Consider the following 20,654-nt stretch of genomic DNA (forward strand, 5'->3'; position numbering starts at 1 on the left):
CGGTTGACAAGTACTCACGGGTGGTAGGCAGTAGTCATGACCGAGAACTTCGTCGAGACCACTGCCGAGCCGGACACCGGCGTCGCGTTCCTCACCCTGAACCGCCCCGAGCAGCGCAATCCGCTGTCGTCCGAGGCCATGCGGGACGTCACCGCAGCGCTTCGGAAGCTGGGCGACGACGACACCACCCGCGTCGTCGTCATCAGGGCTGCAGGACCGGTGTTCTCCGCAGGCCACGACCTGAAGGAGATGATCGGCCGCACACTCGAGGACGAGCAGGCCATCTTCGACACCTGCGTCGAGATGATGCAGACCGTGCAGGACATTCCCCAACCGGTCGTCGCGTCCGTCCAGGGCGCGGCCGTCGCGGCGGGCTGTCAGCTCGCCGCGTCGTGCGACCTGGTCGTCGCGTCGTCGAACGCCGTGTTCGGGACGCCGGGGGTGAAGATCGGCCTGTTCTGCTCCACCCCGATGGTGGCCCTCAGTCGCGCGATCGGACGTAAGCGCGCCCTGCAGATGCTGCTCACGGGGGAGACGATCGGGGCGGAGACCGCCGCCGACTGGGGGCTGGTGAACCTGGTCGTGGCACCCGAGGAACTCGACGCGCAGACCCGGGCTCTCGCCGCGAAGATCACGAAGGCCAGCCCGCTCACGGTGAAGATCGGCAAGCAGGCGTTCTACCGGCAGATCGAGCTCCCTCAGGGCGAGGCCTACGCGGCGATGGCGGAGACGATGGCCACCAACGCGATCATATGCGACGCCCAGGAGGGCATGCAGGCGTTCGTCGAGAAGCGCACACCGCAGTGGCAGGGAAAATAGCGCGCGCTGTCTGCATTGCGCGGTCCAGCGAACCGGCGAAGGATCAAGTGTGCAGTGGCTGCGGCCGCGGGCCGTCGGTGCCCGCTGACGGTGGACCGCGACGGGTCGGTCACCGAGATCGTTCTCACTGCGGGGCGACGTCCCGCGGGAGGTGACTATCGATGTTCATCCAGGTTATTCAAGGAAAGGTGTCCGACGAGGCCGGCCTACGCCGGTGCATGGACCGCTGGACGGAGGACGTGCGACCAGGAGCGACGGGCTTCCTGGGCTGCACCCAGGGATTGTGCGACGACGGAACGTTCATCGCACTCGCGCGGTTCGAATCGGCCGAAGCGGCCCGGCGTAACAGCGAGCGTCCCGAGCAGGGCGCGTGGTGGGCTGAGACCGAGAGGTGCTTCGAGGGTGCCGTGTCGTTCATGGACTGCCCGGACGTGATGGAGTGGATGGGTGGAGGCTCGGACGACGCGACATTCGTTCAGGTCATGGAGGGGCACACCACCGACGCGAGCCGGATGCGGGAGCTGCTGGAACAGGCCGAACCCCAGGTTCATCAGCTGCGCCCGGAGATCCTCGGCGGAACGTTGTGCACGTACGGCGACGGCGGGTATGTCGAGGCGGTGTACTTCACCTCGGAATCGGAGGCCCGCGAGCACGAGAAGGTCGAGATCCCGGACGACCTGAGGTCGTTGTTCGAGGAAGAGGGGCGGTTGATGGGCGACGTGTCGTACTACGACATGCACGAGCCGATGCTGGTGCCTGCAGGACGGTAGCCGAAACCTCCGGCAAGGTACTTGGACGTCCTATAACCTTCGTGCATGAGTCTGGATGCGCGTACCGACACCGTCGACGGAGTGCTGCGGCGCTCGGCCGCCAAGTTCCCCGACCGCAGGGCGCTGACGTTCGAGGATCGCACGTGGACGTACCGTGAACTCGACGACGCGGTCAGCCGAGCGGCCGCCTACCTGCAGTCGCTCGGACTGTCGGCCGGTGAGCGGGTGGCCGCGTACGGCACCAACTCGGACGCGTACACGATCGGGTTCCTGGCCTGCGCGCGTGCGGGTCTCGTGCACGTCCCCGTCAACTATGCGCTCGAGGGCGAAGAGCTGACCTATCTGGTGTCGCAGTCCGGGAGCGCCGCCGCGCTGGTCGACCCGGCGCTGAGGGGCACGCTCGACTCGGTCCGAGGTGCCCTCGATCTGCGACACGTGGTGCCCCTGCGCGACGCCGAAGACTCGCTTCTCGCCCACAGCGGCTCCGGCGACGTACCCGTGCTCGCGGCGCCGGTCGCGTCCACCGATCTGGCGCAGTTGCTGTACACGTCCGGGACGACGTCGAAGCCGAAGGGCGCCATGATGACTCACGGCGGTCTCGTGCACGAGTACGTGTCTTCCGTGATCGCCCTCGCGCTGAGCGACGGCGACAATCCGCTGATCTGCATGCCGCTGTACCACTCGGCGGGCATGCACGTCTTCCTGATGCCGTACCTGTCGGTGGGCGCCTCGGTGAATCTGATGCAGACCCCGGACATCCCGGAGATCCTGCGGCGCATCGAGGCGGATCGCATCGGCTCGCTGTTCCTGGCGCCGACGGTGTGGGTGCCGCTCGCCGGACATCCGGATCTCGAGACCCGCGACCTGTCGTCGCTGAAGAAGGCGCAGTACGGCGCGTCGATCATGCCGGTGACGGTGCTGAACAGGCTGCGTGAACGCTACCCCGACCTCGGGTTCTACAACTGCTTCGGACAGTCCGAGATCGGTCCGCTCGCCACGGTGCTGCAGCCCGAGGAACACGAGGAGCGGCCGTCGTCGTGCGGCAAGGCCGTGTTCTTCGTCGAAACGCGGGTGGTGGATCCGGACGGCAACGACGTTCCGGACGGCACGCCCGGTGAGGTGCTCTACCGTTCACCCCAGCTGTGCCTGGGGTACTGGGACAACCCCGACGCCACCGCGGAGGCGTTCCGCGACGGCTGGTTCCACTCGGGCGATCTGGTGACGCGGGACCCGGAGGGGTACATCACCGTCGTCGACCGCATCAAGGACGTCATCAACACCGGCGGCATCCTGGTGGCGTCGCGAGAGGTCGAGGACGCCGTCTACACGCATCCGGACGTGGCCGAGGTGGCCGTCATCGGGACGCCGGACGACAAGTGGATCGAGGCGATCACCGCGGTGGTGGTGCTGCGGGAGAACGCGGCCGGCGTGACGCCGGACGGGTTGATCGCCCACGTCAAGGAGCGCATCGCGCCGTTCAAGGTGCCCAAGCAGGTGGTGTTCGTGGACGAGCTGCCCCGCAACCAGAGTGGGAAGCTTCTCAAACGCGAACTGCGGGCGACGCTCTGACTACTTCCCGGTCGACGCCCGCTCGATCAGCTCGACCGGGAGTTTCACCGATTCCACGTCGTTGCCCGCGATGATCGACAGGAGATGACGCACACCTGTCGCGCCGATCAGGCGCGCGGGTGACCGGACGGTCGTCAGCGGCACCGGCAGCTGGGCGACCACCGGAATGTCGTTGTACCCGACGAGCGCGAGGTCTTCGGGGATCCGCAGCCCGAGGTCCCGGGCGACGCCGAGGACGCCGATCGCGATGGTGTCGCTGACGGTGAAGATCGCCTCGGGACGCGAATCCGACTCCAGGAGAACGGTGGCCGCGGCGACACCGCCGGACACGTCGAAGTCGGAGCGGACGACGCGATCCGGGCGGAGTTCGATGCCGTTCTCGGCCAGCGCGTCGCGAAACCCGGCGAGGCGGTCGCGGGAGGTGCTGGCATGGTCGGGGCCTGCGATGACGGCGACCTCGGTGAAGCCGCGGTCGAGGAGATGGCGTCCGGCGAGGTAGCCGCCGCGGTGGTCGTCGCCGGACACGAACGGCAGACCGACGTCGGCGTGCCGGTTGAGCTGCAGCATCGGCAGCGCCCCCACCGACAGCGAGTCGACGAATTCGCGGCCGGGACTGTGCAGGCTGCTGAGCAGCAGACCGTCCACCTGCCTGCTGACGAGGAACTCGATGGCGCGGCGCTGGGCGTCGAGGTCGTCGGGTGGGCTCGACAGCAGCACGGAGTAGCCGGCCTGCGTTGCCGTCTCCTCGATGCCCTGGAACATGGTCGCGACCACGCCGTCGGTGAGTCGCGGCATGACGACGCCGAGGGTGGTCGTCTTCCGGGTCCGCAGGCTCGCGGCCCACAGGTTGGGCTGGTAGCCGAGTTCCACCGCCACCTCGCGCACCCGCAGCGCGGCCTCGGACCAGCCGTCGGCCGGCTCGGGCTGCCGGAGCACCCGGGACGCCGTCGACACGTGGACGCCGGCGCGTTCGGCGATCTCGCGGAGGGTAGGCGGACGCCCGGAGGTGCGTGTCGGGCGGTCCGGCAGGTTCACGGGCAATCCTCGCGCTCGGGGACGGGGGCCGGTGGGCGTCGTGGTTGACGGCCGCCGGAACGCGCCTTAGTCTACGTGACGAAATCGTTCGTGCAATCGTTCTCGCGAACGTTTGCACATCAGCCCCACCGGCCCCGTGGAGGAACAATGTCCGACCCGCAGTCCCTGACCCAGCTGTTCGCCCTCGACTCGCTTCTCGACACCGAGGAGATCGCGATCCGCGACACCGTGCGCCGATTCGCGGACGAGAAGATCCGGCCCCACATCGGCGACTGGTTCGAAGCGGCGGCACTGCCCGTGCGTGAACTGGCGGAAGGGCTCGGCGAACTCGGCGTGCTCGGCATGCACCTCGAGGGATACGGCTGCGCCGGCATGAGCGCCACCGCCTACGGCCTGGCCTGCCTGGAACTCGAGGCCGTCGACTCCGGAATCCGCAGCCTCGTGTCCGTCCAGGGCTCGCTGGCCATGTACGCGATCCACCACTACGGCAGCGAAGACCAGAAGCAGGAATGGCTGCCCCGGATGGCCGCGGGCAAGGCGATCGGCTGCTTCGGACTGACCGAGCCCGACTTCGGCTCCAACCCCGCCGGCATGCGCACGGGCGCCAAGCGGGACGGTGACGACTGGATCCTCAACGGCACCAAGATGTGGATCACCAACGGATCCGTCGCCGACGTCGCGGTCGTGTGGGCACGCACCGACGACGGCATCCGCGGATTCGTCGTGCCCACCGACACCCCCGGCTTCTCGGCGCCCGAGATCAAGCACAAGATGTCGCTGCGGGCGTCCGTCACCTCGGAACTCGTGCTCGAGGACGTCCGGCTGCCCGAATCCGCGATGCTGCCGGAGGCCAAGGGACTGTCCGGTCCGCTGGGCTGCCTCAACGAGGCCCGGTTCGGCATCATCTTCGGTGCGATGGGCGCCGCCCGCGACTGCCTCGAATCGGCCATCTCCTACGCGCAGGACCGTCAGGTCTTCGACAAGTCGCTCGCCGCTTACCAGATCACGCAGGTCAAGATCGCCGACATGGCCCTCGAGGTCGGCAAGGGCCACCTGCTCGCGTACCACCTCGGACGTCTGAAGGATCGCGGCGTGGCGCGTCCCGAGCAGGTCAGCACGGGCAAGCTGAACAACGTCCGCGAGGCCATCGCCATCGCCCGCGAGTGCCGGACCATCCTCGGCGCCAACGGAATCACGCTGGAATACCCCGTGATCCGTCACGCCAACAACCTCGAGTCCGTGCTCACCTACGAGGGAACGTCCGAGGTGCACCAGCTCGTGATCGGCAAGGCGCTGACGGGCGAGGCAGCGTTCCGGTGAGCGGGTCGCTCGAGCCGGCTGGGGGCGCATCCCTGGACGGCCTGCTGATCGCCGACTTCGGACGGGTGCTCGCCGGGCCGTACGCCACGATGCTGCTCGCCGATCTCGGCGCCGACGTGGTCAAGATCGAGCGCGCCGGCGTCGGGGACGACACCCGGCAGTGGGGGCCGCCGTGGGTGGGCGACGAATCCACCTACTTCCAGTCCGTCAACCGCAACAAGCGGTCTTTCGCCTGGGATCTGCGCGACCCCGCCGACCTGCAGCAGGCGCGGGAACTGGCCGCCCGGGCCGACGTGGTGGTGGAGAATTTCCTTCCCGGCACGATGGACCGGCTCGGGCTCGGCTACGACGCCGTGCGGGAGATCAATCCCGACGTCGTCTACTGCTCGGTGACCGGGTTCGGCGGCCAGAACGACCTGCCCGGATACGACCTGCTGATCCAGGCCGTCGGCGGGTTGATGAGCATCACCGGTCCCGAACCCGGCGTTCCGACGAAGGTCGGGGTGGCCGTCGTCGACATCATCACCGGACTGCACGCCGCGGTCGGGATCCTGGCGGCGCTGCGTCACCGTGACCGCACCGGGGAGGGGCAGCGGGTCGAGGTGAACCTGCTGTCGTCGCTGCTGTCCGCCCTCGCCAACCAGACGTCGGGGTATGTGGGCGCCGGTGTCGTCCCGCAGGCGATGGGCAACCGGCACCCCAGCATCGCGCCGTACGAGGTCTTCCGGACCGGCGACCGTCCGCTGGTGCTGGCGGTGGGCAACAACCGTCAGTTCGCCTCTCTCGTCGAGGTTCTCGGTGTGCGCGAACTCGCCGACGACGAGCGGTACGCGACCAACACGCAACGGGTGGCGCACCGCGAGCAACTGGTCCGGGACATCACCGCGGCGCTGTCCGCGGGCTCGGCCGACGAGTGGTTCGAGAAGCTGACCGCGCAGGGTGTCCCGTGCGGACCGCTCAACGACATCGCCGACGCCGTGGCGCTCGCCGAGCGGCTCGGGCTGAATCCGGTGGTCGAGATCGACGATCCCCGCAGGGACCGGCCCGTGCGTCAGGTGGCGAACCCGATCCGGCTCAGCGCCACCCCGGCGAGCTATCGCAGCGCGCCGCCGCGGCTCGGCGAGGACACCCCAGCCGTGAGTACTTGTTAACGTCCCGCGGTTAACAAGTACTCACGGGGGCTCTTCCCTAAGGGAGTGTTAGGAAGGCTCCGCGGCCCTTCCGTATCGATGTGACGTGACCCACTGTGGTGTGAACGCAGAGATCCAGGGCATCGAGAGGAGTCCCGTGAGCACCACATCGACGGGTGAGCGCCGAGTCATCGGCAATGTTTTGAAAGGTTCGGTCGGCAACCTGATCGAATGGTACGACTGGTACGTCTACGCGGCGTTCAGTGTGTACTTCGCGAAGGAGTTCTTCCCGGAGGGCGACACCACCGCGCAGCTGCTTTCCACGGCAGCCGTTTTCGCGGTCGGGTTCCTGATGCGGCCGATCGGCGGCTGGATCATGGGACGGTACGCCGACCGGCACGGACGCCGATCGGCGCTCACCCTGTCGGTGACCGTGATGGCGGCGGGTTCGCTCGTCATCGCCGTCACGCCGTCCTACGCGAGCATCGGGCTCGTGGCACCGGTGATGCTGGTGATCGCCCGGATGCTGCAGGGACTGTCGGTCGGCGGCGAGTACGCCACCAGCGCCACGTACCTGGCCGAGGTCGCGTCGCCGGGCCGGCGCGGGTTCTACTCGAGCTTCCAGTACGTCACGCTCGTCGCCGGGCAGCTGATCGCACTGGGTGTGCAGATCATCCTGCAGCTGACGCTGCCCGCGGAGGCCATGCAGTCGTGGGGCTGGCGGATCCCGTTCCTGATCGGCGCCGCCGGTGCCGTCGCGGTGATGTGGCTCCGTCGCACGATGGACGAGTCGGAGGCGTTCACCGACGAGGTGGAGGCGAAGCGTGACGCAGACACCTCGGACGCTGGGCCGAAGGAAGGTTCGCTCCGGATGCTGCTGCAGTACCCCCGCGAGTGCCTGCTGGTGTGCGCCCTGACGCTCGGTGGTTGCGTGGCGTTCTACACGTACACCACGTACATGCAGAAGTACATGATCAACACGTCCGGCATCTCCAAGGACACGGTGGCGTGGATCAACTTCGCGGCCCTGCTGGTGTTCATCGTGTTGCAGCCGATCGGCGGCGCATTGTCCGACCGCATCGGTCGCCGGAAGCTGCTCATCTTCTTCGGGATCGGCGGAACCGTCCTGACCGTGCCGCTGATGACCGTGCTCGGGAAGACGACGAACCCCATGGTCGCGTTCGGCCTGATGATGCTGGGACTGATCGTCGTCACCGGATACACGTCGGTGAACGCGATCGTGAAGACCGAGCTGTTCCCGACCAAGGTTCGCGCGCTCGGGGTCGGGCTGCCGTACGCCCTCACGCTGGCGATCTTCGGCGGAACGGTCGAGACCGTCGCCCTCGCCCTGAAGCGGGCCGGCCACGAATCGCTATTCTTCTACTACGTGACCGGGTGTATCGCGATCTCGCTCGTCGTCTACTTCTTCATGCGTGAGACTTCGGACGGTTCGCCGCTCGACCGGGCGACCAGCCGGGAGGACACCCCGGACGACGACGTCGAGCTGGTCGACTCGCGGAGCTGATCGAAGGGAAGAGAAGTGCAGATCGCGGTGGTCGAGGACGACGACGGAGTCGGCGACGCACTCGTGGAAGCACTGGCCACCCACGGCCACGAGGCGGTGCGCATGCGGCGCGGCTCCGATCTCCTTCTCGGCCATCGCGGTATGGACGCGGTGATACTCGATCTCGGTCTCCCCGACGCGGACGGCCTGCAGGTGCTCCGGCAGCTGCGGGCCGTCAGCGACGTTCCGGTGGTGATCCTCACCGCCCGCGACGACGAACGATCGGTGGTGCGGGGACTGCGGGGCGGGGCGGACGACTACCTCGTCAAGCCGGCGCGGCTCGCGGAATTGCTGGCGCGGCTCGACGTCGTGACCCAGCGTCGCCGCGCAACCGGACCCTCTTCCGAGCAGACGGTCACCGAGGGTGACGTGGTGGTCGATCTGGCGGCCCGTGAGGTGGAGGTCGGCGGCGCTCCGGTGGCGTTGACGGCCAAGGAGTTCGAGCTTCTCGAGGTGCTCGTCACCCGTCCCGGTGCCGCCGTGAGCCGCCAGCAACTGATGGATGCGGTGTGGGGCGACGCGTACGTGGCGATCTCGCGCACCCTCGACGTGCACATGACCGGGCTGCGCGCGAAACTGGGCCGGCCCGGGCTCATCTCGACCATCCGCGGGTACGGCTACCGCTGGGGCACCTGACGTGCGCCGCCGTGTACTCGCCGTTCTGCTGGTGTTCGCGGCCGTCGCGGTGGTGGCCTTCGCCGTCCCGCTGGCGCTGGCCACCAGCGCCGGGAGAACCCAGGCCCTGCGGCTGAGCCGGGAGGCGGACGCGACGCATTTCGCCAGCCTCGCCGGACAGACCCAGGCGCCCGGGAGTGCCACGCTGCTGCGGGAGGAGGTGGCCCGCTACCACGAGTTGTACGGCGAGGGCGTCCTCATCGTCGATGCGAGAGGCAACCTCCGCGCGGGAGCCGGACTGTCGCCGGACGACTCCGACGTCGCCGCGGCGGTCACGGCGGGACTGCGCAACCAGAAGCAGGGGATCAGCGGTTCGCTGACCCCGTGGTCGGCGGACCGTGTCCTGTCGGCCGTGCCCGTCGGCACCGGAGCACAGGTGGACGGTGCCGTCGTCCTGGACGTGTCCACCCGCGCCGCACGTGAATCCATCCGGACGTCGTGGCTGGTGATCGTCGCGGGGGCGCTCGTCGCGCTGGCGGCGGTCACCGCGGTGGCGATCGCGCTGTCCCGGTGGACCGTTCGTCCGCTCGGGGCGCTCACCGCCAGGGTCGGCGCCCTCACCGACGCGGTCCCGTCGCCGCGTCCGCGGGTGCGCCGCAGCACCGGGCGGCCGACCGGCCGGTACAGCGGACCGCCCGAGGTTCAGGAACTCGCGAAGGCGTTCGACACCATGTCGGGCGCCGTCCAGGCGTCCGGTCAGGCGCAGCGGCAGCTGATCGCCGACACCGCCCATCAGCTCCGAAACCCCCTCGCGGCCCTGCACATCCGGCTGGATTCCCTCGGCCCGCACGTCTCCGAGGCCGGAGCCGAGACCTACCGCCGGACCGGGATGGAGGTCGATCGGCTCGGCGGGATCCTCGACGGACTGCTGGCACTCGCCGTCGCCGAATCACCTGCCGAATCAGCCGACTCCGACGCCATCGAGGACGAGTCGGCGCACGGAGGGTGCGACGTCGGTGCCGTCCTCGCGGACCGTGCCGACGCCTGGACGGAGGCCCTCGGGGAATCGGCGATGGACCTCGTGCTCCGGGAACCGGCCGAACCGCTGGTCGCCGATTTCCGGTCCAGTCACCTGTCGCAGGTCCTGGACGTCCTGCTCAGCAACGCACACGCGTACGCCGGTCGAGGTTCGACGGTCCGGATCGACACGGGACGGTCCGCCTCGGGAATCGAGATCCGGGTGAGCGACGACGGCGTCGGGGTCGGCGAGGACGAGATCGGCAAACTGTCGTCACGCTTCTTCCGCGGATCCGGGGCGGCGCAGCAGGGCACCGGGCTCGGGCTGTCCATCGCGACCGCGCTCGTCGAGGGCGGCGGTGGGGCGCTGACGATCGCTGCGGAGCAGCCACACGGGCTCCGGGTGACGCTGACCCTTCCGGGGGTGGCGCCGTGATCACGCGACGCGCACTTCTGCGCGGCGTCGTCGCCGTGGGAGCCACCGCGGCCACGGGTTCGGTGCTCGCCGCGTGCTCGGACAGCGGTCGCGATCCGCTGCGGCTCGCCGCCGGTGAGGAGGGCGGATTCTTCTGGGAGTTCGCCCAATTGACGGCCCAGGCCGCGGAGCGTGCCGCACTGCCGGTGAGCATCGTCCCCGTTCGCACCGCGGGGTCGATGGACAATCTGGCGGCGCTGGCATCAGGAGACGCGGAACTGGCTCTGAGCCTCGCCGACGCCGCCGTGGCGGCCATGGAGGCCGGCGCCGGATTCACCGCCATCGGCAAGGTGTACGAGAACTACATGCAGCTCGCGGTGCGCGCCGATTCCGGGATCGCGGACACCTCACAGCTGAGAGGTGCCCGAATCAGCCTGGGTGCCACAGGCTCCGGCGCGGAACTGACGGGCGAACGGATCCTCGAGGTGCTGGGTCTGGCGGGTGCGGGAGACGTGACGCGTCTGCACCTGTCGATGACCGACGCGGGGCAGGCGCTGCGTGACGGCACCGTGGACGCGGTTCTGTGGGCCGGTGGAGTGCCCACCCCGTCGTTCGCGAATCTCGGGATCCCGCTGCGCCTACTCGATCTGTCCGCCGAACTGGAGTTGCTGCGGGAGCGGTTCGGCCCGCGCTACGAGCCGGTGCTGATTCCGCCCGGCACGTACGGACAGCAGACGTCGGTCGCGACGATCGGTCTCGCGAACCTGCTGCTCGCCGACCCGGCCGTGACCGACAGTGCCGCCGGCGCCATCGTCGAGGTGCTCATCGACCACGCGGCGGAACTGGTCCCGGATCAGGCGACCGGCAGCCAGTTCCTGGACCGGCAGTCGCTGATCGTCACCGCGGGGGTTCCGCTGCATCCCGGCGCGGCCGCGGCGTACCGGAGACATCACGGCTGAGCCGGTCGATCACTGCACCTGGTCGATCACTGCACCTGGGCGACGACGAAGATGCGCCGGAACGGGAAGAACGTGCTGCCGTCCGGTCGCCGGGGGTACGCCTCGTCGAGGAGTGGGACGAGCTCGTCGCGGAAGCGGTCCCACTCCGGCGCCGCGAGGGCGTCCTCGACCGGGCGGAGCGCGGTGCCGGTGATCCACTCCAGAACCGGGTTTTCCCCGGTCAGCTGTTGCACGTACGTGGTCTCCCACGCGTCGACGGCACACCCGGCGTCGGCGAGTAGACCGGCGTAGTCGGTCGGATCGTCGACGACCTTGCTCTCGCGGAACGGCACGTCCGGCAGTAACCGGGACCACCGGTCGCTCGAGGCGAGGGCCCGGACGATCGTGTGCGACGGCGCGTCGAAGTTGCCGGGAACCTGCACCGCGATCCACGCCCCGGACGGCAGTTGGGTCGGCCAGCGACGCAACAGTTCCCGGTGTTCCGGCACCCACTGCAGGGCGGCGTTGGAGACGACGACGTCGGTGTCGGGCTCCGGCGTCCAGTCGCGCACGTCCTGCCTGCTGGCGTCGAGGCCGCGTTCGCGCGCGGCCTCGACCATCTCGGGTGAGCTGTCTGAGGCCTCGAGGGCGGCGTCCGGCCATCGTTCGGCGAGGCTGACGGTCAGGTTTCCCGGACCGCAGCCGAGGTCGACGACGCGGCGCGGGGACCGCGCGTCGACTCGCGACAGCAACTCGTAGAACGGGCGCCCGCGATGGTCCGCGAAGGCGAGGTATTTGTTCGGATCCCACATGTAGTCCTCCTCGCCCGAAACAGTACGCCCATACTGTTGGTGTGTGGGGTCAGAGGCCCAGATCCTTCGCGATGATCGTCTTCATGACCTCGCTCGTGCCGCCGTAGATGCGGGAGACGCGGGTGTCCGCGTACAGGCGCGCGATGGGGTACTCGAGGATGTACCCGTACCCGCCGTGCAGTTGCAGGCACTTGTCGATGACCCGGCCCGCGGCCTCGGTGCAGAACAGCTTCGCCTTCGCGGCATCCGCGACCGTGAGTTCGCCGGCGTCGTGCAGTTCGAGCGCGCGGTCGGCCATCAGCTGGATCGCCTCGACCTCGGTGGCGCACTCGGCGAGCACGAACTTGGTGTTCTGGAACGCCGCGACGGGCTTGCCGAACACCTTGCGCTCCTTGACGTACGCGATCGCGTGCTGCAGCGCGGCGGCCGCGGTGGCCGACCCGCCGAGCGCGATGGAGAGGCGTTCCTGGGCGAGGTTGTGGGTGAGGTAGCTGAAACCGGCCCCCTCGTCGCCGAGGCGGTCCGCCACGGGCACCTTCACGTCGGTGAACGACAGTTCGGCGGTGTCCGAGGCCTTCAGCCCGATCTTCTCGATCTTGCGACCCACCGCGAAACCCTCGGACGTGGTGTCGACGACCAGGATGGTCAGACCCGCCCGGCGGTCTTCGGGTGTGCTGGGCGCGGTGCGGCACACCACGAGGATCCGGTCGGCGAGCGCGCCACCGGTGATGAACGTCTTCGCGCCGTTCAGGACGTAGTGCGACCCGTCCTCGGACAGCTTGGCCGACGTCGCGATGTTCGCGAGGTCCGAACCGGTGCCCGGCTCGGTCATCGCGATGGCGAACATGATGTCGCCGGACGCGAATCCGGGGAGCCATCGCTGCTTCTGCTCGTCGTTCGCGTACTCGAGCAGGTACGGCAGGATCAGGTTGGTGTGGACGGAATAGCTGCCGAACGTGACTCCGGCGGCCGCCGTCTCCTCACCGACCACCGCGGCGAATTTGAAACTCTTCTCACCGCCGCCGCCGAACTCCTCCGGCACCTGGATGCCGAGTACCCCGAGCTCGCCGAGGCGACGGTAGAAGTCGCGCGGGGGATGCCCTTCGCCCTCCCACTCGTGGTGGACGGGTGCGACTTCCTTGGCGATGAAGTCGCGGATCGTCTTCCGGAACGCGTCGTGATCTTCGTTGAACACCGTACGCTGCACGGGTTTTCTCCTTCGAATTACAGTGCGTAACTGCCTGGTACGCCCTTGCCGATGATCATCTTCCGAACCTCGGGCTGTTCGTCGGATCGAGCGTCTGGGCGAGGCGGCTCATGGGATGAGAATGCCCGATTCGCCGGGGCCCGGCTAGGGGCGTTCGGCTATCGGTCGGATAGCGCACTCCAATGCACACGAGGCTCCTCGAATCCGCCGACACATAGGCAGACGTAGCCGGTGCCTTCGCCGAGTGCGTATTGATCGCGGGCACCCCGGTACGTTCAATGAACCGTGACACTGTGACCCACGCCACCACGCCTTCCGAAGGGATCACCACGTGACCCGCTCCACTGCCATCCTCGACCGGACCGTCGCCATCGGTTCCGAGTCCCGCAGCCGCGCTTGGGGCCTGACCGGGCTCCTCGTGCTGCTCTACGTCGTCAACTACGCAGACAAGGCCGTCCTCGGCATCATCGCCCAACCCCTCGCCCACGAGCTGGGACTGAGCGCCTCTCAGATCGGGCTGGTGGGAAGCCTCTTCTTCCTGACCTTCACCGTCGGTGGGTTCTTCGCCGGCGCGCTGAACCGCTGGATGTCGCTGCGGTGGGCGCTGCTGCTGCTCGCGATCGCCTGGTCCGTCGCGATACTCCCGCTCGTGGTCGTCGCGTCTTTCGCGGTGCTGCTGGTCAGCCGCCTGCTGCTCGGGCTCGCCGAAGGTCCGAGTTCGGCTCTGCTCCACACGGCGGCGTACTCGTGGCACGCACCCGCCAAGCGCGGACTGCCGAGCGCCCTGCTCGCCGGTGCCGCGTCCATCGCCAAGATCGCCGTCGCGCCTGCTCTCGCATTCGTGACCGTAACGTTCGGGTGGCGCTACGCGCTGGTCGCGCTGGCGGTCATCGGGGTCCTGTGGTGCGTCGTGTGGCTGACCGTCTGGAGCGAGGGCCCGTACATTCGCAGCGGCAAGGGCGCCGATTCCGCGGCCTCCGGTGACGCGGGCGAACCGGCGGTGCCGTGGGGTCGCATTTTCCGGACCCGGACGTTCATCAGCGGCGCGCTTCTCGTCATGAGCGTGTACGCGCTGGTCGCCGTGGTTCTGACGTGGCTGCCCTCGTACTTCGAGGTGGGCCTCGGATACAGCCGCCTCCAGGCCGGCTCCATGTTCGCGTTCCCGAGCATCGCCGGGCTGATCCTGATGCTGCTCTCGTCCGTGATCGGCGACCGTCTGCTCGCACGCGGGTCGACGTCCCGCGTCGTCCGCGTCATCGTCCCCGCAGTCGGGGTGCTGATCTGCGGAGCGATCCTGCTGGCACTCCCGTCCATCACCGCACCCGCTGTCGCCGTCCTCGTCGTCTCCGTCGGCTACGGCTTCGCCGCGTCGGTGTTCCCGCTGCTCAACGCGGCGATCTCGGAGATCTGCCCGCCCCGTCAGACCGCGGGCACCCTGGGCGTCTTCCTCGCCGTCATGGCGATCGGCGGCCTCGTCGCCCCCTACGCGACGGGTCTGATCGTCGACGCGGCTGCCTCGCCCGCCGAGGGCTACGCCACCGCGTTCCAGTCGCTCGGACTCGTCGCCGCCGTCTGCGCCGTCGGCGCCCTGGTCTTCGCGAACCCCGAGCGCGACAAGAAACTCGTCCGGGGCGACGCTGCGGACATAGGCACGAACTAACCCTCTGATCGGCCGAAAGTCGTTGTGCTGACGACATCGTCCGTGATTGATTCGAGTGACCCCCTCAGATCGAAGGAACACACCATGCGCGATGCAGTGATCGTCGACGCCGTCCGCACGCCCATCGGGCGGCGTGGCGGTTCCCTGTCCGGAATCCACCCCGCAAATCTGTCGGCGCACGTCCTCGAGGCCCTCGTGGCGCGCACCGGTCTCTCCCCGGAGGAGATCGGCGACGTCGTCTGGGGCTGTGTCAGCCAGGTGGGGGAGCAGGCAGGCAACGTCGCCCGCACAGCCGTGCTCGCCGCCGGCTGGCCGGAGACGGTTCCGGGCACCACTCTCACCAGGGCGTGCGGATCGAGCCAGCAGGCCGTGAGCTTCGCCGCCGCCGCCGTCATCGCCGGCCACGAGGATGTCGTCGTCGCCGGTGGTGTGGAGTCGATGAGCCGGGTTCCCATGGGCAGCGCGAGCAAGAACGGCGAGCACTTCCCGGCGGCCGTCCTCGACCGGTACGGCGTCGACGGGTTCAGCCAGGGCACCGGCGCCGAGATGATGGCCGCGAAGTGGGGGCTCTCCCGTCAGGTGCTCGACGAATACGCGCTGCGATCCCACGAACTCGCCGCGCACGCCGCGGACCGGGGCGCATTCGACGGGCAACTCGCACCGCTCTCCGACGTCCTCGCCGGGGACGAGGGGATCCGCCGCGGCGGCACACTCGAGTCTCTCGGCAAGCTGAAGACCGTGTTCAAGGAGGACGGCGTGATCCACGCCGGCAACTCCTCGCAGATCTCCGACGGCGCCGGTGCGCTGCTCGTCACGACGAGCGAGAAGGCCGCGCAACTCGGTCTGACTCCGATGGCCCGCATCCACACCTGTGCCGTCGCCGGCGACGACCCGGTGATCATGCTGACCGGACCCATCGCCGCGACGGAGAAGGCACTGTCCCGGTCCGGACTGAAGGTTGACGACATCGGCGCATTCGAGGTGAACGAGGCCTTCGCTCCCGTCCCGCTGGCGTGGCAGGCGGAGACCGGCGCCGCGACGGACCGGCTGAACCCGCTCGGTGGCGCCATCGCAGTCGGACACCCGCTCGGCGGGTCCGGCGCGATCCTCATGACCCGACTCGTCCACCACATGCGGGACAACGGCATTCGGTACGGACTGCAGACCATGTGCGAGGCGGGCGGTCTCGCCAACGCCACCATTCTCGAACTTCTCTGATCCGACAACACTTTTCGAAGGGAACACCCGCACGATGGAACTCAAGGGAATCTCGACCGCGGTCACCGGCGGCGCATCCGGTCTCGGACTCGCGACGGCACGCCGCCTCGTCGACGCAGGCGCTCAGGTCACGCTCATCGACCTCCCGAACTCCGACGGTGAGGCGGCGGCGAAGGAATTGGGCAGCGCCGCCCAGTTCGCTCCGGCCGACGTCACCGATTCCGAGCAGTTCGCGGCCGCCCTCGACGTCGCCGACGACCGCGGCGGCCTGCGCGGCATCGTGCACTGCGCCGGGGCCGGACGCCGGATGCGCATCCTCGACTCCGACGGCAAGGCAGGCTCCATCGAGGACTTCGAGTTCGTGATCCGGCTCAACCTCGTCGGCTCGTTCAACGCCCTGCGCCTCGGGGCGGAACGGATCGCGCGGCAGGAGGAGATCGACGGCGAACGCGGCGCGGTCGTGCTGACAGCGTCCGTCGCCGCATTCGAAGGCCAGATCGGCCAGATCAACTACACCGCATCGAAGGCCGGCATCGTGGGCATGACGGTCACCGCGGCCCGCGACCTCGCCAGCCGCAACATCCGGGTGTGCACCATCGCCCCGGGAATCATGGACACCCCGCTCCTCGCCCGGCTGCGCGACGATGTGCGCGCGTCGCTGGAGAAGTCGGTGCCGGGCCCGTCGCGTCTGGGCAAGCCCAGCGAGTTCGGGCAGCTCGCCTGCCAGATCCTCGAGAACGGCTACCTCAACGGCGAGACCATCCGCCTGGACGGTGCCATCCGCATGGCACCTCGCTGACGAGTAAGGGACCGAACGTGAATTCTGCTGCACCGGTATTGCATTACCCCGACCTGACGTTGGCGGCGTTCCCGTCCGGCATGGCGGACCTGTACGGAGACAAGGCCGCGGTGGTCGACGGCGACACGGTGTGCACCTACCGCGAACTCGACCAGCGGTCGGGCGCGTTCGCCGCCGCGCTGCGGGACGCGGGGGTGACCGAGCGTGACGTGGTGCTCCTGCACCTCGGCAACTGCATCGAATTCGTCGTGGCCTACTACGGCGCACTGCGGGCCGGCGCGACCGTCACCCTGGTCAACCCGCTGCAACCCGGCCCCGGCCTGCGCTCGCAGATCATCGACACGGCGGCGGTCGCCGCCGTCACCCAGCCCGCACAACTGGACACCCTCACCGAGGCGGCGAGCGGCACCACCGTCCGCACCATCGTGGTGGCCGGACTCCCCGCGGGCGTAGGGCGCGGACAGTTCGGGTTCGAGGAGTTCGTCCGCGGGTACGCCACCGCACCGTTCACCCCGAAGGTGTCCGGGGACGATGTCGCCCACCTCGCCTACACGGGCGGCACCACCGGGTTGTCCAAAGGTGTGCGGGTACTGCACCGCAACGTTCTCGCCAACGTGACCCAGATGATCGCCTGGCGGGCGGGCCACGACGTGCGCGCCACGGCCGACGGCGGCATCGAACTGCGACCCGTCGAGAGTCTCGGGGACCGCGGTGTGGTGCCCGGCGCCGGAGCGACCGTCGTCGTGTCGCCGCTTTTCCACGCGCACGCGCTGATCAACATGTCGTTCCTCCTGCTGTGCGGGGCGACGCAGGTGTTCGCCGGACGGTTCGAGCCGGGGCGCATGCTGGAGTTGATCGAGAAGCACCGCGCCACGTACATCACCGGCAGCCCGGCGATGTGGCATGCCGTCGCCACCCACCCCGACGCCGCCGTTCGGGACACCGACTCGGTGCGGGTCGTGTCGTCGGGTGCGGCGCCGATCGATCACGTGACACTCGAGGCGCTGGGCCGGGCGTTCCCGTCGGCGAGCGTGGTCGAGGGGTACGGGCTGACCGAGGGCACTTGCCTGGTCGCCTCCGCACCGTTGACCGGCTCCGTCGCGTTCAAGCTCGGCAGCGTGGGGCTGCCGGTGTTCGACACGGAGGTGCAGATTCGTGCCCAGGACGACTCCGGTGCCGTACTGGAGGCCGGCACCCGCGGCAAGCTGTGGGTCCGCGGCCCGCAGGTCACGGACGGCTACCTGAACCATCCGGAGATCACGGCGCAGCAGTACGTCGACGGCTGGCTCGACACCGGCGACATCGCCTACCTGGACGAGGACGGGTACCTGTTCATCTGCGACCGCACCAAGGACATGCTGATCTACAAGGGCTACAACGTGTATCCGCGTGAGCTCGAGGAGATCCTGGTCTCGCACCCGGACGTGTCCTCGGCTGCCGTCGTCGGCAGGGAGGCCGGCAGCGTCGGGCAGGAGCCGGTGGCGTTCGTGGTGCCGATGCCGGACGTGACGATCGATCCGGATGCGGTGTCCGCGTTCGTCGCCGAGCGGGTGCTGCCGTACAAGAAGGTACGCGACGTCGTGGTGGTCGAGCAGCTGCCGACGTCGGCGGCCGGGAAGATCCTCAAGACGAAGCTGCGCGAGCAACTCGCCGCCGCGACGACCTAGCCTTTTCGTCCCGCTGGGTGGAAGCAACTCTGTGGGGCGCTCCCTTCTTCCCCCTACCGTCCTGGTCGGGGGAAGAAGGGAGCGCCGATGGCATCGGCCGAGTCGATCGTGTACATCGTCGACGAGATGGTGGTCGAGCCCGGGCGGGCTCGCGCGTTTCTCGCCGACTACCTGGAGCGCTATGTGCCCGGCGCGATTGCGCGTGGCCTGATGCTGGATCGCGTGCTCGTCTCCCCGCCGGTATGGCTGGAGGACCAGTCGAACACGCTGATCGTCAGCTGGACTCTGCGGGGTGCTCGCGCGTGGTGGCAGCAGAGCCTTCTCGCACGCCACGATGCGGAGGTGCTCAAGTGGTGGGCCGACGCCGACGAGTTCCTCACCACCCGCCGACGCACCGTCTCCTGCTCGCCCGCGGACGTGGAGGCGATGACCGATGTTTAAGGTGACCAAGCTCGTTCACCTCGCCGCCGACGCGGATGCCTCCACCGGTGCGGCGTTGGCCGGACGGCTGCACGAGGTCGCTGCCCCCAGCGCTCGGCGCGTTCTCGTGAAACCGACCCTGCCCGGCGGAATCAACGGGGGAGACGTGATCGCGCACCTCCACTTCGACGACGAATCACATTGGCGCGCTGTCGAATCAGACATCACGGCACAGCTGTGCGCGCCCGAGGTCCGGCACATCGACAGCGTCGGCTACACGGGCGTGCCCACTCCCGCCCCAGGTCGTTTCGAACCGACCGTCTACCGGACGCTGTTTGTCTCAGTGGACGATTCGGTCGATCCGGCGGTGGTGGAGCGGTTCGAATCCGAGACGCGGGCGATGCCGAACCATATCCGCACGATCGGGACCTCGCAGCTGAGCCGGGTGCACGAATCGGCCGGTTCCGCGCGGTGGACCCACGTCTGGGAACAGGAGTACGCGAACCTGGACGGGCTGCTCGGGCCGTATATGACACATCCCTATCACTGGGCGCACATAGATCGGTGGTTCGATCCCGAACGCGGGCCGCGGATCGTCACTCGGCTGTGCCACAGCTTCTGTGCGATCGACGGCCCGACCATCACGGTTGCTGCACCTGCCACTCCCCGCTGAACGTAGGGGGACGCTTCTCGATGAATGCGCGAAGCGCGGCCGGAGCGTCGGTGGCAAAATTGACCGCTTGCGAACGCGCCTCGTTCTCGAGTGCGTCCCGCAGCGACGACGTCGTGCTCTCCTCGATCAGTCGCGTCGATTGCATGACGGCCACCGTCGGCGCCGCCGCGAGACGGGTGGCGAACCGGGCGACCGTGGCGTCCAGTTCGTCCGGCTCGACGAGCTCGCTGACCAGTCCCAGCGCATCCGCCTGCTCGGCGTCGATCATCTCGGCGAGCATGACCAGACGTTTTGCGCGGTGTAGTCCCACCATGCGCGGCAGGAGCCACGAGCCGCCGAAATCCACCGACAGGCCGCGCTTGGCGAAGATCTGGCTGAACTGCGCGTCGCGCGAGGCGATGAGCAGGTCGCACAGCAGCGCCAGGTTCCAGCCCGCTCCCACGGCGTAGCCGCGAACCTTCGCGATCAGCGGCTTGGGGAACTCGGCGACTGCCAGTGCCGTCGCATTGATCTGACGCATGCGGTTCAGCGGGTGCATGGGTGTGCGTTTGTCGAGGTCTGCGCCGGTGCAGAAGTCGCTGCCTGCGCCGGTGAGGACCACGACGCGGGTGGCGTCGTCGAGGGCGAGTTCGCCGAGCGCCTCGCGCAACGCGATCCACGAGTCGAGGGTCATGGCGTTGCGCCGTGCGGGCCGGTTCAGGGTGATCGTCGCGACCGCGCCGTCCCGGCTGACCAGAACGTCGTGTTCGGCGGATTCGGTGCCTGTGGTCGAGGTGACGGTTTCGATGCTCATACGCGGCTCCAGACGTCGGCGCGGTTCTCGGCGCACGCCGGAGTGGTCGACGCCGTGCCGCCCAGCCAGTCGATCACCGGCGACGTTCCGCCGCAATGTCGTTCTGGGATACACCGGATGAGGTGAAACCTATGGTTACCGCCGAGCGTCATAGGTTCCGATTAACCGGACCATCAGCCATGTGTCTTTGTCCCCGCCTGGACTGCGTGCTGA

Annotated in this window: 19 protein-coding genes; 15 read left to right on the forward strand and 4 right to left on the reverse strand. The window is 68.7% G+C overall.

Annotated features, from left to right (window positions below):
* Window positions 1–36: 36 nt before the first annotated feature.
* The 3 genes from CJ177_RS15570 to CJ177_RS15580 all read left to right on the forward strand — a co-directional run bounded on the left by CJ177_RS15570 (window position 37) and on the right by CJ177_RS15580 (window position 3,158).
* A complete protein-coding gene (locus CJ177_RS15570; protein WP_095868067.1) occupies window positions 37–819 on the forward strand; it encodes an enoyl-CoA hydratase in 783 nt (260 codons plus the stop codon).
* Window positions 820–980: 161 nt separating this feature from the next.
* Window positions 981–1,589: a hypothetical protein gene (locus CJ177_RS15575; protein ID WP_005251516.1), complete on the forward strand. Its 609-nt coding sequence runs from the start codon at window positions 981–983 to the stop codon at window positions 1,587–1,589.
* A gap of 45 nt (window positions 1,590–1,634) precedes the next feature.
* Window positions 1,635–3,158, forward strand: a complete 1,524-nt coding sequence (locus CJ177_RS15580) for an acyl-CoA synthetase (protein WP_095868068.1) — start codon at window positions 1,635–1,637, stop codon at window positions 3,156–3,158.
* On the opposite strand, the gene CJ177_RS15585 is transcribed toward CJ177_RS15580, so the two are convergent.
* Window positions 3,159–4,193 (reverse strand): LacI family DNA-binding transcriptional regulator, encoded by a 1,035-nt coding sequence (locus tag CJ177_RS15585; RefSeq protein WP_095868069.1) that lies wholly within the window; start codon window positions 4,191–4,193, stop codon window positions 3,159–3,161.
* 147 nt (window positions 4,194–4,340) lie between these two features.
* On the opposite strand from CJ177_RS15585, the gene CJ177_RS15590 reads away from it, so the two are divergent.
* The 6 genes from CJ177_RS15590 (at window position 4,341) to CJ177_RS15615 (ending at window position 11,213) form a co-directional block, all read left to right on the forward strand.
* On the forward strand, window positions 4,341–5,513 hold the full coding sequence (locus CJ177_RS15590) for an acyl-CoA dehydrogenase family protein (RefSeq protein ID WP_005251522.1): 1,173 nt from the start codon (window positions 4,341–4,343) through the stop codon (window positions 5,511–5,513).
* Complete coding sequence (locus CJ177_RS15595) at window positions 5,510–6,664, forward strand: CaiB/BaiF CoA-transferase family protein (protein WP_095868070.1); 1,155 nt, start codon at window positions 5,510–5,512, stop codon at window positions 6,662–6,664. The genes CJ177_RS15590 and CJ177_RS15595 overlap by 4 nt, the downstream gene beginning before the upstream one ends.
* Window positions 6,665–6,800: 136 nt before the next feature.
* A complete protein-coding gene (locus tag CJ177_RS15600) occupies window positions 6,801–8,168 on the forward strand; it encodes an MFS transporter (protein WP_095868240.1) in 1,368 nt (455 codons plus the stop codon).
* A gap of 15 nt (window positions 8,169–8,183) precedes the next feature.
* The gene (locus CJ177_RS15605) at window positions 8,184–8,843 is read left to right on the forward strand and encodes a response regulator transcription factor (protein ID WP_005251526.1); all 660 of its coding nucleotides are present in this window, start codon (window positions 8,184–8,186) and stop codon (window positions 8,841–8,843) included.
* Between the two features lies 1 nt (window position 8,844).
* Window positions 8,845–10,275, forward strand: coding sequence for a HAMP domain-containing sensor histidine kinase (locus CJ177_RS15610; protein WP_061042180.1), 1,431 nt, complete (start codon window positions 8,845–8,847; stop codon window positions 10,273–10,275).
* Window positions 10,272–11,213 (forward strand): TAXI family TRAP transporter solute-binding subunit, encoded by a 942-nt coding sequence (locus CJ177_RS15615; protein ID WP_061042179.1) that lies wholly within the window; start codon window positions 10,272–10,274, stop codon window positions 11,211–11,213. Before CJ177_RS15610 ends, CJ177_RS15615 begins: the two co-directional genes overlap by 4 nt.
* Window positions 11,214–11,239: 26 nt before the next feature.
* On the opposite strand, the gene CJ177_RS15620 is transcribed toward CJ177_RS15615, so the two are convergent.
* Together CJ177_RS15620 and CJ177_RS15625 are read right to left on the reverse strand one after the other, a co-directional pair.
* Window positions 11,240–12,004: a trans-aconitate 2-methyltransferase gene (locus tag CJ177_RS15620; RefSeq protein ID WP_005251530.1), complete on the reverse strand. Its 765-nt coding sequence runs from the start codon at window positions 12,002–12,004 to the stop codon at window positions 11,240–11,242.
* A 49-nt stretch (window positions 12,005–12,053) separates the two neighbouring features.
* A complete protein-coding gene (locus CJ177_RS15625; protein ID WP_005261386.1) occupies window positions 12,054–13,211 on the reverse strand; it encodes an acyl-CoA dehydrogenase family protein in 1,158 nt (385 codons plus the stop codon).
* Window positions 13,212–13,542: 331 nt separating this feature from the next.
* On the opposite strand from CJ177_RS15625, the gene CJ177_RS15635 reads away from it, so the two are divergent.
* The 6 genes from CJ177_RS15635 (at window position 13,543) to CJ177_RS15660 (ending at window position 19,648) form a co-directional block, all read left to right on the forward strand.
* Entirely contained in the window at window positions 13,543–14,871 is a 1,329-nt protein-coding gene (locus CJ177_RS15635; RefSeq protein WP_005251536.1) for an MFS transporter, read from the forward strand.
* Between the two features lie 84 nt (window positions 14,872–14,955).
* The gene (locus CJ177_RS15640; RefSeq protein ID WP_061697814.1) at window positions 14,956–16,089 is read left to right on the forward strand and encodes a thiolase family protein; all 1,134 of its coding nucleotides are present in this window, start codon (window positions 14,956–14,958) and stop codon (window positions 16,087–16,089) included.
* 34 nt (window positions 16,090–16,123) lie between these two features.
* Window positions 16,124–16,888 carry an SDR family NAD(P)-dependent oxidoreductase gene (locus CJ177_RS15645; protein ID WP_005251539.1) on the forward strand — a complete coding sequence of 255 codons (765 nt, stop codon included), beginning with the start codon at window positions 16,124–16,126 and terminating at the stop codon, window positions 16,886–16,888.
* Between the two features lie 17 nt (window positions 16,889–16,905).
* Window positions 16,906–18,555, forward strand: coding sequence for a class I adenylate-forming enzyme family protein (locus tag CJ177_RS15650; protein ID WP_095868071.1), 1,650 nt, complete (start codon window positions 16,906–16,908; stop codon window positions 18,553–18,555).
* 87 nt (window positions 18,556–18,642) lie between these two features.
* Window positions 18,643–18,996 carry a hypothetical protein gene (locus CJ177_RS15655; protein WP_061697811.1) on the forward strand — a complete coding sequence of 118 codons (354 nt, stop codon included), beginning with the start codon at window positions 18,643–18,645 and terminating at the stop codon, window positions 18,994–18,996.
* The gene (locus CJ177_RS15660) at window positions 18,989–19,648 is read left to right on the forward strand and encodes a Dabb family protein (protein WP_061042176.1); all 660 of its coding nucleotides are present in this window, start codon (window positions 18,989–18,991) and stop codon (window positions 19,646–19,648) included. Before CJ177_RS15655 ends, CJ177_RS15660 begins: the two co-directional genes overlap by 8 nt.
* Here the strand turns inward: CJ177_RS15660 and CJ177_RS15665 are convergent.
* Window positions 19,617–20,441, reverse strand: coding sequence for an enoyl-CoA hydratase/isomerase family protein (locus CJ177_RS15665; protein ID WP_095868073.1), 825 nt, complete (start codon window positions 20,439–20,441; stop codon window positions 19,617–19,619). The two genes, CJ177_RS15660 and CJ177_RS15665, sit on opposite strands and share 32 nt — an antisense overlap.
* Window positions 20,442–20,654: the final 213 nt, after the last annotated feature.

It is taken from the genome of Rhodococcus sp. ACPA1, from assembly GCF_002300195.1.
GTDB classification, from domain to species: domain Bacteria; phylum Actinomycetota; class Actinomycetes; order Mycobacteriales; family Mycobacteriaceae; genus Rhodococcus_F; species Rhodococcus_F opacus.

What these genes read in the sequence shown, in the direction of transcription:
- CJ177_RS15570 (WP_095868067.1), top strand. Translation starts at nt 37, where the DNA reads ATGACCGAGAACTTCGTCGAGACCACTGCCGAGCCGGACACCGGCGTC.
- CJ177_RS15575 (WP_005251516.1), top strand. Translation starts at nt 981, where the DNA reads ATGTTCATCCAGGTTATTCAAGGAAAGGTGTCCGACGAGGCCGGCCTA.
- CJ177_RS15580 (WP_095868068.1), top strand. Translation starts at nt 1,635, where the DNA reads ATGAGTCTGGATGCGCGTACCGACACCGTCGACGGAGTGCTGCGGCGC.
- CJ177_RS15590 (WP_005251522.1), top strand. Translation starts at nt 4,341, where the DNA reads ATGTCCGACCCGCAGTCCCTGACCCAGCTGTTCGCCCTCGACTCGCTT.
- CJ177_RS15620 (WP_005251530.1), bottom strand. Translation starts at nt 12,004, where the DNA reads ATGTGGGATCCGAACAAATACCTCGCCTTCGCGGACCATCGCGGGCGC.
- CJ177_RS15640 (WP_061697814.1), top strand. Translation starts at nt 14,956, where the DNA reads ATGCGCGATGCAGTGATCGTCGACGCCGTCCGCACGCCCATCGGGCGG.
- CJ177_RS15645 (WP_005251539.1), top strand. Translation starts at nt 16,124, where the DNA reads ATGGAACTCAAGGGAATCTCGACCGCGGTCACCGGCGGCGCATCCGGT.
- CJ177_RS15655 (WP_061697811.1), top strand. Translation starts at nt 18,643, where the DNA reads ATGGCATCGGCCGAGTCGATCGTGTACATCGTCGACGAGATGGTGGTC.
- CJ177_RS15660 (WP_061042176.1), top strand. Translation starts at nt 18,989, where the DNA reads ATGTTTAAGGTGACCAAGCTCGTTCACCTCGCCGCCGACGCGGATGCC.
- CJ177_RS15665 (WP_095868073.1), bottom strand. Translation starts at nt 20,441, where the DNA reads ATGAGCATCGAAACCGTCACCTCGACCACAGGCACCGAATCCGCCGAA.